Annotated in this window: 14 protein-coding genes; 11 read left to right on the forward strand and 3 right to left on the reverse strand. The window is 62.8% G+C overall.

Translation table 11 applies throughout. From position 1 onward, the window contains the following. Positions 1-286 precede the first annotated feature (286 nt). The 9 genes from ACMGGG_RS23275 (at position 287) to ACMGGG_RS23315 (ending at position 8,848) form a co-directional block, all read left to right on the forward strand. The gene (locus tag ACMGGG_RS23275; protein WP_054894856.1) at positions 287-1,408 is read left to right on the forward strand and encodes a Re/Si-specific NAD(P)(+) transhydrogenase subunit alpha; all 1,122 of its coding nucleotides are present in this window, start codon (positions 287-289) and stop codon (positions 1,406-1,408) included. 11 nt (positions 1,409-1,419) lie between these two features. Further along, positions 1,420-1,734, forward strand: a complete 315-nt coding sequence (locus ACMGGG_RS23280) for an NAD(P) transhydrogenase subunit alpha (protein WP_023378063.1) — start codon at positions 1,420-1,422, stop codon at positions 1,732-1,734. Between the two features lie 2 nt (positions 1,735-1,736). Beyond that, on the forward strand, positions 1,737-3,188 hold the full coding sequence (locus ACMGGG_RS23285) for an NAD(P)(+) transhydrogenase (Re/Si-specific) subunit beta (RefSeq protein ID WP_054894857.1): 1,452 nt from the start codon (positions 1,737-1,739) through the stop codon (positions 3,186-3,188). 189 nt (positions 3,189-3,377) lie between these two features. Continuing rightward, positions 3,378-4,871: an acetyl-CoA hydrolase/transferase family protein gene (locus ACMGGG_RS23290; RefSeq protein ID WP_054894858.1), complete on the forward strand. Its 1,494-nt coding sequence runs from the start codon at positions 3,378-3,380 to the stop codon at positions 4,869-4,871. Between the two features lie 442 nt (positions 4,872-5,313). Next, positions 5,314-5,526 (forward strand): DUF1127 domain-containing protein, encoded by a 213-nt coding sequence (locus tag ACMGGG_RS23295; RefSeq protein WP_054894859.1) that lies wholly within the window; start codon positions 5,314-5,316, stop codon positions 5,524-5,526. A 312-nt stretch (positions 5,527-5,838) separates the two neighbouring features. Continuing rightward, on the forward strand, positions 5,839-6,156 hold the full coding sequence (locus ACMGGG_RS23300; RefSeq protein ID WP_054894860.1) for a DUF2388 domain-containing protein: 318 nt from the start codon (positions 5,839-5,841) through the stop codon (positions 6,154-6,156). Between the two features lie 86 nt (positions 6,157-6,242). Beyond that, positions 6,243-6,536 (forward strand): DUF2388 domain-containing protein, encoded by a 294-nt coding sequence (locus ACMGGG_RS23305; protein ID WP_414154510.1) that lies wholly within the window; start codon positions 6,243-6,245, stop codon positions 6,534-6,536. 36 nt (positions 6,537-6,572) lie between these two features. Then, positions 6,573-6,893, forward strand: a complete 321-nt coding sequence (locus ACMGGG_RS23310) for a DUF2388 domain-containing protein (protein ID WP_414154511.1) — start codon at positions 6,573-6,575, stop codon at positions 6,891-6,893. Next, entirely contained in the window at positions 6,890-8,848 is a 1,959-nt protein-coding gene (locus ACMGGG_RS23315) for a DUF4105 domain-containing protein (RefSeq protein ID WP_414154512.1), read from the forward strand. The genes ACMGGG_RS23310 and ACMGGG_RS23315 overlap by 4 nt, the downstream gene beginning before the upstream one ends. Positions 8,849-8,858: 10 nt before the next feature. Here ACMGGG_RS23315 and ACMGGG_RS23320 read toward each other — a convergent pair whose 3' ends face one another. After that, positions 8,859-9,227, reverse strand: coding sequence for a DUF4870 domain-containing protein (locus ACMGGG_RS23320; protein WP_054894864.1), 369 nt, complete (start codon positions 9,225-9,227; stop codon positions 8,859-8,861). Between the two features lie 26 nt (positions 9,228-9,253). Further along, on the reverse strand, positions 9,254-9,976 hold the full coding sequence (gene rph / locus ACMGGG_RS23325; RefSeq protein WP_063541806.1) for a ribonuclease PH: 723 nt from the start codon (positions 9,974-9,976) through the stop codon (positions 9,254-9,256). Between the two features lie 226 nt (positions 9,977-10,202). Here rph and ACMGGG_RS23330 point away from each other — a divergent pair, with 226 nt between their 5' ends. Beyond that, positions 10,203-11,066, forward strand: a complete 864-nt coding sequence (locus tag ACMGGG_RS23330) for a YicC/YloC family endoribonuclease (RefSeq protein ID WP_054894866.1) — start codon at positions 10,203-10,205, stop codon at positions 11,064-11,066. A 12-nt stretch (positions 11,067-11,078) separates the two neighbouring features. After that, on the forward strand, positions 11,079-11,699 hold the full coding sequence (gene gmk / locus ACMGGG_RS23335; protein ID WP_063541808.1) for a guanylate kinase: 621 nt from the start codon (positions 11,079-11,081) through the stop codon (positions 11,697-11,699). 80 nt (positions 11,700-11,779) lie between these two features. On the opposite strand, the gene ACMGGG_RS23340 is transcribed toward gmk, so the two are convergent. Then, positions 11,780-13,327 (reverse strand): APC family permease, encoded by a 1,548-nt coding sequence (locus tag ACMGGG_RS23340; RefSeq protein WP_414154513.1) that lies wholly within the window; start codon positions 13,325-13,327, stop codon positions 11,780-11,782. Positions 13,328-13,333: the final 6 nt, after the last annotated feature.

Genomic DNA, 13,333 nt, shown 5'->3' on the forward strand with positions numbered 1-13,333 from the left:
CAAACTACGGACGAAAACCGCCAAAAATTTTCGATTTTTTCTCCTAAGCTCCCAATACCGCGTTCTTGACGGCCTGGATGCGGACGGTTGCGACAAGTGGTCACAGGGTGACTTGTAGTTTTAACTTCGTTTCGCTCCAGAACCGGTTGAAGCACCTGCGGTTCGTCTGCAAAATGCCTCGCCCGCCCCGGAACCGGCGGTATGCATTGCTCAACGACCGCTCCAGCAGCACCACCCGAAGTGCGCTGGAATCAACAATGACAAGGTCACCGCAGGAGACAAAGTCGTGCACATTGGTGTTCCTCTAGAGACGCAGACGGGTGAGGCGAGGGTTGCCGCGACCCCGGAAACCATCAAGAAACTGGTCGGCCAGGGCCATCAGGTCACTGTCGAACGGGGCGCCGGACTCAAAGCCAGCATCCCGGACAGCGCCTATGAGGCCGCAGGTGCTTCCTTGGGTGACGCTGGCGATGCCTTGGGCGCGCAGTTGGTGCTCAAGGTGGTGGCGCCCAGCGACCAGGAACTGGCCCGGATCAATCCCGGCAGTATCCTGGTGGGCATGCTCAACCCCTTCAACAGCGAGCTCATCGCCAGGATGGCCGAACACGGCATCACCGCCTTCGCCCTTGAAGCCGCTCCGCGCACCTCGCGCGCGCAAAGCCTGGACGTGTTGTCATCGCAGGCCAACATCGCCGGCTACAAGGCCGTGCTGCTTGCGGCGCATCACTATCCGCGCTTCATGCCCATGCTGATGACCGCTGCGGGCACCGTGAAAGCCGCTCGCGTGCTGATTCTCGGTGCCGGTGTCGCCGGCCTGCAGGCCATCGCCACGGCCAAGCGCCTCGGGGCAGTGATCGAGGCGTCGGACGTACGGCCCGCAGTGAAAGAACAGATCGAATCCCTTGGCGCCAAGTTCATCGACGTCCCCTATGAGACCGACGAAGAACGCGAGTGCGCCGAAGGCGTAGGCGGTTACGCCCGCCCGATGCCGGCCAGCTGGATGCAACGCCAGGCCCAGGCGGTGCACGAACGCGCGAAGCAGGCCGACATCGTCATCACCACCGCACTGATCCCCGGCCGCAAGGCACCGACGCTGCTCAGCGCCGAGACCGTGGCGCAGATGAAACCCGGCTCGGTCGTCATCGACCTCGCGGCGGCCCAAGGCGGCAACTGCCCGCTCACGGTGGCCGATCAGGTAGTGCTGGCACACGGCGTGACCATCGTCGGCCCGACCAACCTGCCCGCCCAGCTGGCTGCCGACGCCTCTGCGCTGTACGCACGCAACCTGCTGGACTTCATGAAGCTGCTGTTCGACAAGGACGGCGCGCTGGTGATCAACCTGGAAGACGACATCGTCGCCGCGTGCCTGATGTGCCGCGACGGCCAGGTCGTGCGCAAGAACGGCTGAGGAGCACGACAATGGAAGACATGCTGATTTCCCACGGAATCTACAACCTGATCATCTTTGTGCTGGCCATCTACGTTGGCTACCACGTGGTCTGGAACGTTACCCCGGCGCTGCACACCCCACTGATGGCGGTGACCAACGCGATTTCCGCGATCGTCATCGTCGGCGCGATGCTCGCCGCAGCGCTGACGGTCACCCCGGCCGGCAAGCTGATGGGCACCCTTGCCGTGGCCCTGGCCGCGGTCAATGTGTTCGGGGGCTTCCTGGTCACCCGCCGCATGCTGGAAATGTTCAAGAAGAAAACCAAGAACGAGGGGCAGAAGTAAGCATGAGCATGAATCTGGTCACCCTTCTCTACCTGGTCGCCTCGGTCTGCTTCATCCAGGCTCTCAAAGGCCTGTCGCACCCGACCACCTCCCGGCGCGGCAACCTGTTCGGCATGATCGGCATGGGCATCGCCATGCTCACCACCATCGGCCTCATCTATAAGCTCGCTGCACTCTCGGTCGGTAGCGGCGGCGCCACCGCGGGTATCGGCTATGTCCTCGTCGGCCTGCTGATCGGCGGCAGCGCCGGGTCGATCATGGCCAAGCGCGTCGAGATGACCAAGATGCCAGAGCTGGTCGCTTTCATGCACAGCATGATCGGCCTGGCAGCGGTGTTCATCGCCATCGCCGCGGTGCTCGAGCCCCAATCACTGGGCATCGTTGCCAGCATCAGCGACCCGATCCCCACCGGCAATCGCCTGGAGCTGTTCCTCGGCGCAGCCATTGGCGCGATCACCTTCTCCGGCTCCGTGATCGCCTTCGGCAAGCTGTCGGGCAAGTACAAGTTTCGCCTGTTCCAGGGCGCACCCGTACAGTTCGCCGGCCAGCACAAGCTGAACCTGATCCTTGGCATCACCACCCTCGCCCTGGGCTTGCTGTTCACCTTCACCGGACACTACAGCGCCTTCACCCTGATGCTGGTCCTCGCCTTCGTCATGGGTGTGCTGATCATCATCCCGATCGGCGGCGCCGACATGCCGGTGGTGGTGTCGATGCTCAACAGCTACTCGGGCTGGGCCGCGGCAGGCATTGGCTTCTCGCTGAACAACTCGATGCTGATCATCGCCGGCTCCCTGGTCGGCTCCAGCGGTGCAATCCTCTCGTACATCATGTGCAAGGCGATGAACCGCTCGTTCTTCAACGTCATCCTCGGCGGCTTCGGTGGCGACACCGATAGCGGCGCGGCGGCCGGCACGAAAGAACAACGCCCGGTGAAATCCGGTTCGGCCGACGATGCAACCTTCCTGCTGAGCAATGCCGACAGCGTGATCATCGTTCCCGGCTACGGCCTCGCGGTGGCCCGCGCCCAGCACGCCCTGAAAGAGCTGACCGAGAAGCTGACCCACAACGGTGTAACCGTGAAGTATGCGATTCACCCGGTGGCGGGGCGCATGCCCGGGCACATGAACGTACTGCTGGCCGAAGCAGAGGTCCCGTACGATCAGGTGTTCGAAATGGAGGACATCAACGCCGAGTTCGGCCAGGCCGACGTTGTGCTGGTGCTGGGCGCCAACGATGTGGTCAACCCCGCAGCGAAGAACGATCCCAAGTCGCCGATTGCCGGCATGCCGATCCTCGAAGCCTTCAAGGCCAAGACCATCATCGTCAACAAGCGCTCCATGGCCAGCGGTTATGCGGGCCTGGACAATGAACTGTTCTATCTGGACAAGACCATGATGGTGTTCGGTGACGCCAAGAAAGTCATCGAGGACATGGTCAAGGCCGTGGAGTAGTCCTTTTCCGAGCTGGACGACACTGTTTTAGAAGGCCCCGGGAAGATTCTTCCTGGGGCCTTGTCGTTTTGCTGATCCAGATCAACGGCTCTATTTCCAGGCTCCTCATACGACCATGGTCGCGGGACGGCATCGGGCTAAATCTCTAGACTGCGCTGCAGTAGCCCAAGTAGCCCGAGATAACAATCCATGTACCGTGATCGTATCCGCTTGTCCTCCCTGCACAGCAAGGTAATGAGTGCGGCCGACGCCGCTGGCCTGATCGAGGATGGCATGACCGTCGGCATGAGCGGCTTCACCCGCGCCGGCGAAGCCAAGGCAGTGCCACACGCCCTGGCCGAACGTGCCAAGCAGTCGCCACTGAAGATCAGCCTGATGACCGGCGCCAGCCTGGGCAACGACCTGGACAAGCAACTGACCGAGGCCGGTGTACTCGCCCGGCGCATGCCCTTCCAGGTGGACAGCACCCTGCGCAAGGCCATCAATGACGGGCAGGTGATGTTCATCGACCAGCACCTGTCGGAAACCGTCGAGCAGTTGCGTAACAAGCAGCTGACCTTGCCGGACATCGCAGTCATCGAAGCGGTTGCGATCACCGAACAGGGCCACATCGTGCCAACCACCTCGGTGGGCAACTCGGCCAGCTTCGCGATCTTCGCCAAGCAGGTCATCGTCGAGATCAACCTGTCGCACAACCCCAACCTCGAAGGGCTGCACGACATCTATATCCCGACCTACCGCCCGACCCGCACGCCGATTCCACTGGTGAAGGTCGATGACCGCATCGGCAGCACCGCGATCCCGATCGATCCAGCGAAGATCGTCGGCATCGTCATCAGCGACCAGCCAGACTCGCCATCCACCGTCCTGCCACCGGATCACGAGACCCAGGCCATCGCCAACCACCTGATCGGCTTCCTCAAGCAGGAAGTTGATGCCGGACGCATGAGCAACAGCCTTGGCCCGCTGCAGGCCGGCATCGGCAGCATCGCCAATGCCGTGATGTGCGGCCTGATCGAATCGCCGTTCGAAGACCTGACCATGTACTCCGAAGTGCTGCAGGACTCGACGTTCGACCTGATCGATGCCGGCAAGCTGCGCTTCGCCTCGGGCAGCTCGATCACCCTGTCGACCCGCCGCAATGCCGACGTATTCGGCAACCTCGAGCGTTACAAGGACAAACTGGTGCTGCGCCCGCAGGAGATTTCCAACCACCCCGAAGTAGTGCGTCGCCTGGGCATCATAGGGATCAACACCGCGCTGGAGTTCGACATCTACGGCAACGTCAACTCCACCCACGTGTGCGGCACGCGGATGATGAACGGTATCGGTGGCTCCGGCGACTTCGCCCGCAACGCCCACCTCGCGGTGTTCGTGACCAAGTCGATTGCCAAGGGTGGTGCGATTTCCAGCGTGGTGCCGATGGTCAGCCATGTCGATCACACCGAGCATGATGTGGACATCCTGGTCACCGAACAGGGCCTGGCCGACCTGCGCGGCCTTGCACCGCGCGAACGTGCCCGGGCGATCATCGACAACTGCGTGCATCCGGACTACCGCGCCGCACTGAACGACTACTTCGACCGCGCCTGCCAGCGAGGCGGGCACACCCCGCATATCCTGCGCGAAGCGCTGAGCTGGCACGAAAACCTGGAAGAAAGCGGGCGGATGCTGGCTGGCTGATCGGCCAGCTGTATCGGTCTTCTGAGCCCATCGCGGGACAAGCCCGCTCCTACAAAAGCAGCTCAGGCCTCTGTGGGAGCGGGCTTGCCCGCGAAAGGAACACCGCGATGCATGGCACCGGCTGCGCCGGTGTTCGCGGAACACCCCCGATCATGTCTGCCTTGAAAAAACAGTTAAACGGTTAAATCTATAAAACTGTACTACTGTACCGCTAAAATCCCCGCCTCAATCCCGCCGATATTTTAAAACTCAGCGAAAATGCACGAAAACAGTGCAGACCAGTACAGTTATGCCAATTCGGAGTGCAACAGTAGCGTTTAACAGTTAACTGGCCCATCGCAATACTGGTGAACTGTATCTACTGTTATGGACGACAGAGGAGGATCATTGGCATCAGTTAAATCACTACCTAATCCCGCCACAAGCGGAAGGATGACACATCATGGAACGTACCCTCAGTTCCGGTCTGGTTTTCGAAAACAACGTTGAATCCAAAGCCTCGGCTCCTCTGCGCGCCCTGTCGACCCTGCTGCTGTGGCAGCGTCGCATCGCCAGCCGCCGTCAATTGGCTCGCCTGGATGCCCGCCTGCTGGCCGACGCCGGTATCAGCGAGTCCCAGCGCTACCAAGAGCTGAGCAAGCCTTTCTGGCGCTAAGCTCCGGCTTGCCGGCACCACGCCGGCACCGCGAATTCTCAAAACCCGTCGCAGGGAACTGCGACGGGTTTTTTTGTTTCAAACCCGCGCAGTTGAGCAGCTCGACACAGAAGCAGTACAATTTCTGATAATTAAAAAAAGACCGTAACAGTTCTATCTGATCTCGTCCTTCACATCTGGAAACAGAGCCACGTGATACGCTTGCGACAACGGCCTGTTAGCTTGGTCAAACGCGCTGCCTATTATCTAAAGTACCGTGACGAGCAGTGCGAGCGTCCGAATAATCAGAACTACCCCCCGCAGGAGTCCCCCATGTCCCGTAAATACCTGTTTGGCGCTGCCATGCTGCTGAGCTTGGCGGGCACCGCCCACGCCACCAGCTTCGTCGTCACCACCGATGCCGTGGTTGGCGCAGTGGCCGCGTCCACCGACGCCACTTCCGACGTCTCCTCTTCGTTCCGTGACGACAAGATCGTCCAGGCTGCCCGTGACGACGCTGCCAGCTTCGTTGGCAGCCAAGGTGATATTCGCGGCGCGAAGCTGGAAAGTGCCTTCATCCATATCCGCCAGCAGATGCCCGCACTGCAAGCCAGCGACGCGCAACTGGCACAGGCCATCCTGGCCCTCTGACGCCAACCATCGTACCCGCAGGCCACGGCGCCCCCGTCGCCTGCGGGAATAGCATTCACCCTGCCGACAGAGCGTTGTCCAAGCCCATGCGTTACCTTGTGCCCTTGCTGCTCGCCATTGCCAGTATGGGAAGCGCCCATGCCATGGATGTCACGACCCAGTTTCCGGTCATGACCGGCTATGTCACCAGCCAGGTGACCACTGCGCCGTTCGACCGCAAGATCGTCGGCATGGCCCATGATGATGCGGCCGCATTCGTCGCCAGTGACGGCCGGATTCGCGGCGCGCGGCTGCAAGCCGCACTGACGGAACTGCGTCATATCTATTCGCATCAGTCTGTCGGCGACCTTGAACTGGCAGAAGCAATTCTCGTCCAATGATCACACCTGACTCCCTGTATTTTTCGGAGATGCTCCATGCGTAAACCGCTGATCGCCGCTACCCTCGGCATGTTGCTGCTGGCCGAGCTGGCCCAGGCGCAAACCCTGGTGGCCACCAGCAATATCATCGTTCGCGCCTTTGGCCGCTCGATCGATTTCACATCCGACACCACCACCTCGATCCGCGACTCCAAGGTCGTGCGCGAAGCCCGCGACGACGCCGCCAGCTTCGTCGCCAGCAATGGCGATATCCGTGGCGCCCAGCTCGAAGCTGCATTCGACACCCTGCGCGAGCGTGTGCCTGAAGCGCGCGACGCCAGCGACCAGGTACTGGCCGAAGCCATCCTGTCGCTGTGAAGCGCGTGCGTGCCTGGCTGCTCGGCTGCGCCCTGACGCTGCTCGGCACGCCCGCCCTGGCCGACCTGCAGCTCGAGCTGCAGACTGTCGGCCTGGACGCTCGACAGCAGCAGGCCTCCCAGCAGCTGTTGGATGAGGCACTGGCGAAGCTGCCCCCCTCCTTCAAACAGCGCCTGGATCGCCGTATCCAGGTCGGCTGGACCGACAAGATGCCTGCCGATGCCTACGGCCAGGCCTCGCCAGTCTCGACCCTAGATCTCAACAGCCGCCTGCTGCCAGCGCTAGCCGATGGCAGTGCCGCCGCGAAAAAAACCCATCGCCCCCACGGGACGGTGCGGGAAGAACTGCTGGCCACCGTGCTGCACGAGCTCACCCACATTTATGATCGCGCGCGCCTGTGGCCCAGTGCCGAGCGCTCGCTGATCGCCCGCTGCAACCGCCAGCAGGGCACCCTCGGCCAGATCGGCCTGCCCCAGCAATGCCGTGGCCAGACTGCTCGCCGCTTCACCCTGAGTGACGATCCGCGCCTGCTTGACCTTGCCGGCTGGCCGCAGTACGTCGGCCGCCGTGGCGAGCGTGAACAGCACAACGGTCAACTGGTACGCACCCCGGACAGCTATGAGCTGAGCAGCCCCAAGGAGTTTGTCGCGGTCAACATGGAGTACTTCCTCCTCGACCCGAGCTATGGCTGCCGGCGCCCGGCCCTGAACCAGTACCTGCACGATCATTTCGGCTGGGCACCCCAGCAGGACACCTGCGCCAAGGGCCTGCCGTTCCTTAACGCCGGCAGTGACTTCGCCCGCGAGCCGCTGGGCGAAATCGACCCAGAGCGCGTCTACGAAGTCGACTACCTGCTTGCCGAGGCCAACCAGAACTGGGTCAGCCGCTGGGGACACAGCATGCTGCGCCTGGTGATCTGCGCACCGGGCCGCCCACGCGGGCCAGACTGCCGCCTGGACCTGGACCGTCATCTGGTGTTGTCGTACCGCGCGTTCGTCAATGATGTGCAACTGTCCAGCTGGGACGGCCTGACCGGCGCCTATCCGTCGCGCCTGTTCGTCCTGCCGTTGGGCCAGGTGATCGACGAGTACACCAAGACCGAACTGCGCAGCCTGGCCTCCGTGCCGCTCAAGCTCGATCGCCAGCAGATCGAGGACCTGGTGCGCCAGGCTGCCGAAATGCACTGGAGCTACGACGGCAATTACTATTTCCTGTCCAACAATTGCGCGGTGGAAACCCTCAAGCTGATGCGCAGCGGCACCGCCGACCAGCGCTTCAGCGATCTCGACGCGATCATGCCCAACGGCTTGCTCGAAGTCCTCAAGGGAAGGGGTCTGGCCGACACCAGCGTACTCGACGATCCGCGCGAAGCGCTGCGCCTGGGCTATCGCTTCGACTCTTATCGCGACCGCTACCAGGCCATGTTCGAAGTGTTGAAGAAGCAGTTGCCGATCAAACAGAGCGCCGTGGAAGACTGGTTGGCCCAGGATGCCGAGCAACGCCGCCCCTGGTTCGCCCAGGCCGACTTGCGCACCAGTGCGGCCTTGCTGCTGCTTGAGCAGGCCAGCCTGCGCCGCCAGTTGCTGCTGGCCCAGGACGAAGTCAAGCAACGCTACCTCAATGCCACCGCGCTCAAGGACGGCAGCATCGACAAGGCCAATGCCACGCTGCAGCAGATGCTTGCCAACAGTGGATTCCTCAGCCGACCGGCCGAGCTGCTCGAAGCGGATGGCTACGGCTTGCCGCAACCCCAGGAGCGGGTGCATCTGGAAAAGGTCAGCAGTGAACGGCAGGCGCAGTTGCTACGCCTGAGTACCGACCTGGACAAGGAAGTCAGAGCGCTGCTGGAGCCAGCCCGCGCGAAGGAAATTGCGGCCATCGAGGCCAACGTGAAGCAGATAGGAGAACACCTGCGCGCCCTGCACAAGGCAGCTGGCGGTTTGCAGCTACCGTGAGCGCACAGGGCTACTTGATCGGCCGCCAGATCAGCGGGTAGCGGTACGGCTTGCCTTCATTGGCCCGAACCCCTGCCAGGATGATCAGAATCAGCACTGCCACCGCCAGGATGGCGAACAGTACGATGCCGATCACCACGAACATCAGCAGGAAGCAGATGAATCCGGCAATGGTGACGCTGATCTGGAAGTTCAGCGCTTCCTTGCCCTGGGCATCGACGAACGGATCGACCTCACGCTTCCAGATCCACATCACCAGTGGCCCGAGCAGATGCCCGAGCGGCATCACCAGCCCGAGCAAGGCGCTGAAGTGGCAGAACATCGCCCATTGCCGAACTTCGGCGCTCGGCGTTTCGATCGGCAGATTCGTCTCACTCATGGGTCCATCGCCTCCTTGGCGCAGCTTCAGTCGGCCAATGCAGCCTTCTGCAGGTCGAAGATCTCGGTCATGCCCTTCTGCGCCAGCGCCAGCATGGCGTTGAAGTCTTCAGGCTGGAACGGCGCGCCTTCGGCAGTGCCCTGCACTTCGATGAAGCCACCGGCGCTGGTCATGACCACGTTGAGGTCGGTTTCGGCAGCCGAGTCTTCGAGGTAGTCGAGGTCCAGCACTGCCTCGCCCTGGTACATGCCCACCGACACCGCGGCGATCATGTGCTTGAGCGGGTTGCCGCCCTTGAGACCGCCACGCTTCTTGATCACCGCCAGGGCGTCGCACAGGGCCACCATTGCGCCGGTGATCGAAGCGGTGCGGGTGCCGCCGTCGGCCTGGATCACATCGCAGTCGACGTACAGCGTGATGTCGCCCAGCTTGCTCATGTCCAGGGCTGCGCGCAACGAACGGCCGATCAGGCGCTGGATCTCGAGGGTGCGGCCGCCCTGCTTGCCACGACTGGCCTCACGCTGGTTACGCTCGCCAGTGGAGCGCGGCAGCATGCCGTACTCGGCCGTCAACCAGCCCTGCCCCTGGCCTTTGAGGAAGCGTGGTACACCGTTCTCGACGCTGACCGTGCAGATGACCTTGGTGTCACCGAACTCGACCAGTACCGACCCCTCGGCGTGCTTGGTGTAGTTGCGGGTGATGCGGATCGAGCGAAGCTGATCGGCAGCGCGACCACTTGGACGTTTCATCTGGGATACCTGTACTGGAATTCGAATCAGGCGGCCATTATAGAGCCGTGCGTCCTGCGAGGACATGCCTATTGTCGCGGCCTCGCAACCCGTCGACTTTTTCCACCTATCCCTGCGACGCCCTGTAGCATGGTCCGATTGGGCGCCATCGCCGCACTGCGCTACAATCCTGCGCCTTGCAGCCGAAAGGCTTCCCCGTACAAACCGAATTCGCGAGGTACTCCCCATGGTGCACAGCATGACCGCCTTTGCCCGCGTCGAGCGCGCCGGCAGCCAGGGCACCCTGGCCTGGGAGCTGCGCTCGGTCAACCACCGCTATCTCGAACCGCACCTGCGCCTGCCCGAAGCCCTGCGCGATCTTGAGGGCGCGGTACGCGAAGGCCTGCGCCAGGGGCTGTCGCGCGGCAAGGTCGAATGCACCTTGCGCCTGTCCGAAGACAGCACCGGCAAGCCGTTGCAGGTCGATCGCGAGCGCGCCGCGCAACTGGTCGCTGCCGCCGAGACCGTGGCCGGGCTGATCAATCAGCCAGCCCCGCTCAATCCCCTCGAAGTGTTGGCCTGGCCCGGCGTGCTGGTAGCCGATGCCGCCGACCCACAGGCGCTGAACACCGAGGCGATGGCACTGTTCGACGAGGCGCTCGCCGAGCTCAAGGCCGGCCGCCTGCGCGAGGGCCAGGAGCTGGCCCGACTGATCAACGAGCGCCTGGACGCCATGACCACCGAAGTCGCCACCCTGCGCGCCCTGGTGCCACAAATGCTGGCCGCCCAGCGCCAGCGCATCGTCGACCGTTTCAACGACCTGCAGGCCGAGCTCGACCCGCAGCGCCTGGAGCAGGAGATGGTGCTGCTGGCACAAAAGAGCGACGTCGCCGAAGAGCTCGACCGTCTCAGCACCCATGTCACCGAGGTGCGCCGCGTGCTCAAGTCGGGCGGCGCCGCCGGGCGACGCCTGGACTTTCTGATGCAGGAACTCAATCGCGAGGCGAACACGCTCGGCTCAAAGGCCTTCGACCCGCGCAGCACCCAAGCAGCGGTCAACCTGAAGGTGCTGATCGAACAGATGCGTGAACAAGTACAGAACATCGAGTAAGGCCACCCCACCATGAAGCACAGCAGCGGCACCCTCTACATCGTTTCGGCGCCTTCCGGCGCTGGCAAGACCAGCCTGGTCACTGCTCTGACCCAGCAAGACCAGCAGATCCGCGTCTCTGTCTCCCACACCACCCGTGCCATGCGCCCAGGCGAGATCCACGGAGTGAACTATCACTTCGTGGTTCACGAGGAGTTCAAGGCATTGATTGCCCAAGGCGACTTCCTCGAGCACGCCGAGGTGTTCGGCAACTTCTACGGGACCTCCCGCAGCGCGCTGCAGGAAACCCTCGACCAAGGCTTCGACCTGATCCTGGAAATCGACTGGCAGGGTGCGCAGCAAGTGCGCAAGCTGATGCCCGAGGCCCTGTCGATCTTCATCCTGCCACCGAGCCAGGAAGCCCTGCGCCAGCGTCTGGACGGGCGCGGCCAGGACAGTGAAGAGATCATCGCCGGGCGCATGAAGGAAGCGGTCAGCGAGATGGTGCATTACAACGAATTCGACTACGTCATCGTCAACGATGACTTCGAAGACGCGCTCGAAGACCTGAAGTCGGTGTTCCGTTCGAACCGGTTGCTGCTCAAGAAGCAGCAGCAGCGCCATGGTGAGCTGTTGAAGCAGTTGGTCGGCTGAACCACGCGCTGAAACCAGCGCGGGGCAAGTCGCAACGACTTGCCCCGCGATTGGACTGCGCAGCAGCCACCCCTTGCGCCTTATTCCTGCAACTGCAACCTCGCCTGCTGCTGCAAGGTCGCCCCGAGGAAGTACGCCGGTGCACGCAGCCGCGACAGCATCATCAGCACGATCCCCAGCACCGAGATGATCGCCGCGATCACGAACACCAGCCCCAGCCCACCGACATGCGAGCCGCTGCCAAAGTCGGGCGAGGCGCTGTCGATCGCGGTACGCACGAAGATCACCGACAGGATCACCCCACCCACCAGCGGGCACAGGCCGCGCATGAAGAAGTGGCGCAGGCTGTCGAACAGGCTGTCGCGGAAGTACCAGACACAGGCGAACGCGGTCAGCGAATAGTAGAAGCAGATCATCATCCCCAGCGCGGTGATGGTGTCTGCCAGCACGTTCTCGCTCAGGGTACGCATGGTCACGTAAAACAAGGCAGCAGCCACGCCCGCACAAATGGTCGCGTAACGCGGCGTCTGCGAGCGTGGGCAGACACTGGCGAAGCGCTGCGGCACCGCACCGTAGTAGCCCATGGCGAGCAGGGTGCGCGCCGGCGACACGAAGGTCGACTGCAGCGACGCCGCTGTGCTGGCCAGCACCGCAATCGACATCAGGATCGCCAGCGGCCCCATCACCGGACCTGCCAGGTGGGCGAAGACGTTCTCCTGGATACGCGGATTGCCCAGGCCCAGGCCAGTGTCGCTGATGCCGGCGAACTGAAGGGTGGCAATGGCGGTGAACAGGTACAGGCCGAGGATCAGCAGTACCGTCCAGGTGGCAGCCTTGCCAGGCACTTCGTCGCTGCCGATGGACTCTTCGCTGACGGTGAGGCACACGTCCCAGCCCCAGAAGATGAAGATCGACAGCGACAGCCCGGCCGCGAAGGCCGAGAACGATTCGACCCCGAAGGGATTGAACCAGGCGAAATCGAATTCCAGCGGCGGTGGCGCGGTGGTCTCGCCGAACGCAGCAAAACCAAAGCCCACCAACACCAGCAATTGCAGGGCAACCAGGCCGTACTGCACGGTCATGGTGGTCCCCATGCCCCGACAGCAGATCCACACCGCCAGGGCGATGAACGCACAACAGGTAGTGACGTTGATCAACAGGTTGTCCGCTAGCGCGGCATACTCGTGATGCCCGGTGATCTGCCCGAAGAACAGGTAGAAGAAATCGACCGCCACACCGGCCAGGTTCGACAGCACGATGGTGGTGGCGACGACCAGCCCCCAGCCACCGATCCAGCCGATCATGGGACCGAAGGCACGTGCCGACCAGGTGAAAGAGGTGCCGCTGTCGGGCTCCGCGGCGTTCAGCTCACGGTAGCCGAGGGCAACCAGCAGCATCGGCAGGAAGCCGACAATGAAGACCGCTGGAAGATGGGCGCCGACCTCACGCACGGTCGGGCCAAGGGCGCCGGTCAGGGTGTAGACCGGGGCAATGGTGGAGATGCCCAGCACCACGCTGGCCAGCAGGCCCAGGCGACCTTTGGCCAGGCCTTTGCTGGCGCGCTGGGTGTTGCTGCCCGCGTCGGCCGCCACATCGGGAGGGCGGCCGGCTTCTGTGTATTCGCTCATGAGTTA

The sequence above is a fragment of the Pseudomonas sp. BNK-44-b genome (genome assembly GCF_047456245.1).
Taxonomy (GTDB): Bacteria; Pseudomonadota; Gammaproteobacteria; order Pseudomonadales; family Pseudomonadaceae; genus Aquipseudomonas; species Aquipseudomonas machongensis.

What these genes read in the sequence shown, in the direction of transcription:
- ACMGGG_RS23330 (WP_054894866.1), top strand. Translation starts at nt 10,203, where the DNA reads ATGGTGCACAGCATGACCGCCTTTGCCCGCGTCGAGCGCGCCGGCAGC.
- ACMGGG_RS23305 (WP_414154510.1), top strand. Translation starts at nt 6,243, where the DNA reads ATGCGTTACCTTGTGCCCTTGCTGCTCGCCATTGCCAGTATGGGAAGC.
- ACMGGG_RS23340 (WP_414154513.1), bottom strand. Translation starts at nt 13,327, where the DNA reads ATGAGCGAATACACAGAAGCCGGCCGCCCTCCCGATGTGGCGGCCGAC.
- ACMGGG_RS23280 (WP_023378063.1), top strand. Translation starts at nt 1,420, where the DNA reads ATGGAAGACATGCTGATTTCCCACGGAATCTACAACCTGATCATCTTT.
- ACMGGG_RS23290 (WP_054894858.1), top strand. Translation starts at nt 3,378, where the DNA reads ATGTACCGTGATCGTATCCGCTTGTCCTCCCTGCACAGCAAGGTAATG.
- ACMGGG_RS23300 (WP_054894860.1), top strand. Translation starts at nt 5,839, where the DNA reads ATGTCCCGTAAATACCTGTTTGGCGCTGCCATGCTGCTGAGCTTGGCG.
- rph (WP_063541806.1), bottom strand. Translation starts at nt 9,976, where the DNA reads ATGAAACGTCCAAGTGGTCGCGCTGCCGATCAGCTTCGCTCGATCCGC.
- ACMGGG_RS23285 (WP_054894857.1), top strand. Translation starts at nt 1,737, where the DNA reads ATGAGCATGAATCTGGTCACCCTTCTCTACCTGGTCGCCTCGGTCTGC.
- ACMGGG_RS23320 (WP_054894864.1), bottom strand. Translation starts at nt 9,227, where the DNA reads ATGAGTGAGACGAATCTGCCGATCGAAACGCCGAGCGCCGAAGTTCGG.
- gmk (WP_063541808.1), top strand. Translation starts at nt 11,079, where the DNA reads ATGAAGCACAGCAGCGGCACCCTCTACATCGTTTCGGCGCCTTCCGGC.
- ACMGGG_RS23310 (WP_414154511.1), top strand. Translation starts at nt 6,573, where the DNA reads ATGCGTAAACCGCTGATCGCCGCTACCCTCGGCATGTTGCTGCTGGCC.
- ACMGGG_RS23295 (WP_054894859.1), top strand. Translation starts at nt 5,314, where the DNA reads ATGGAACGTACCCTCAGTTCCGGTCTGGTTTTCGAAAACAACGTTGAA.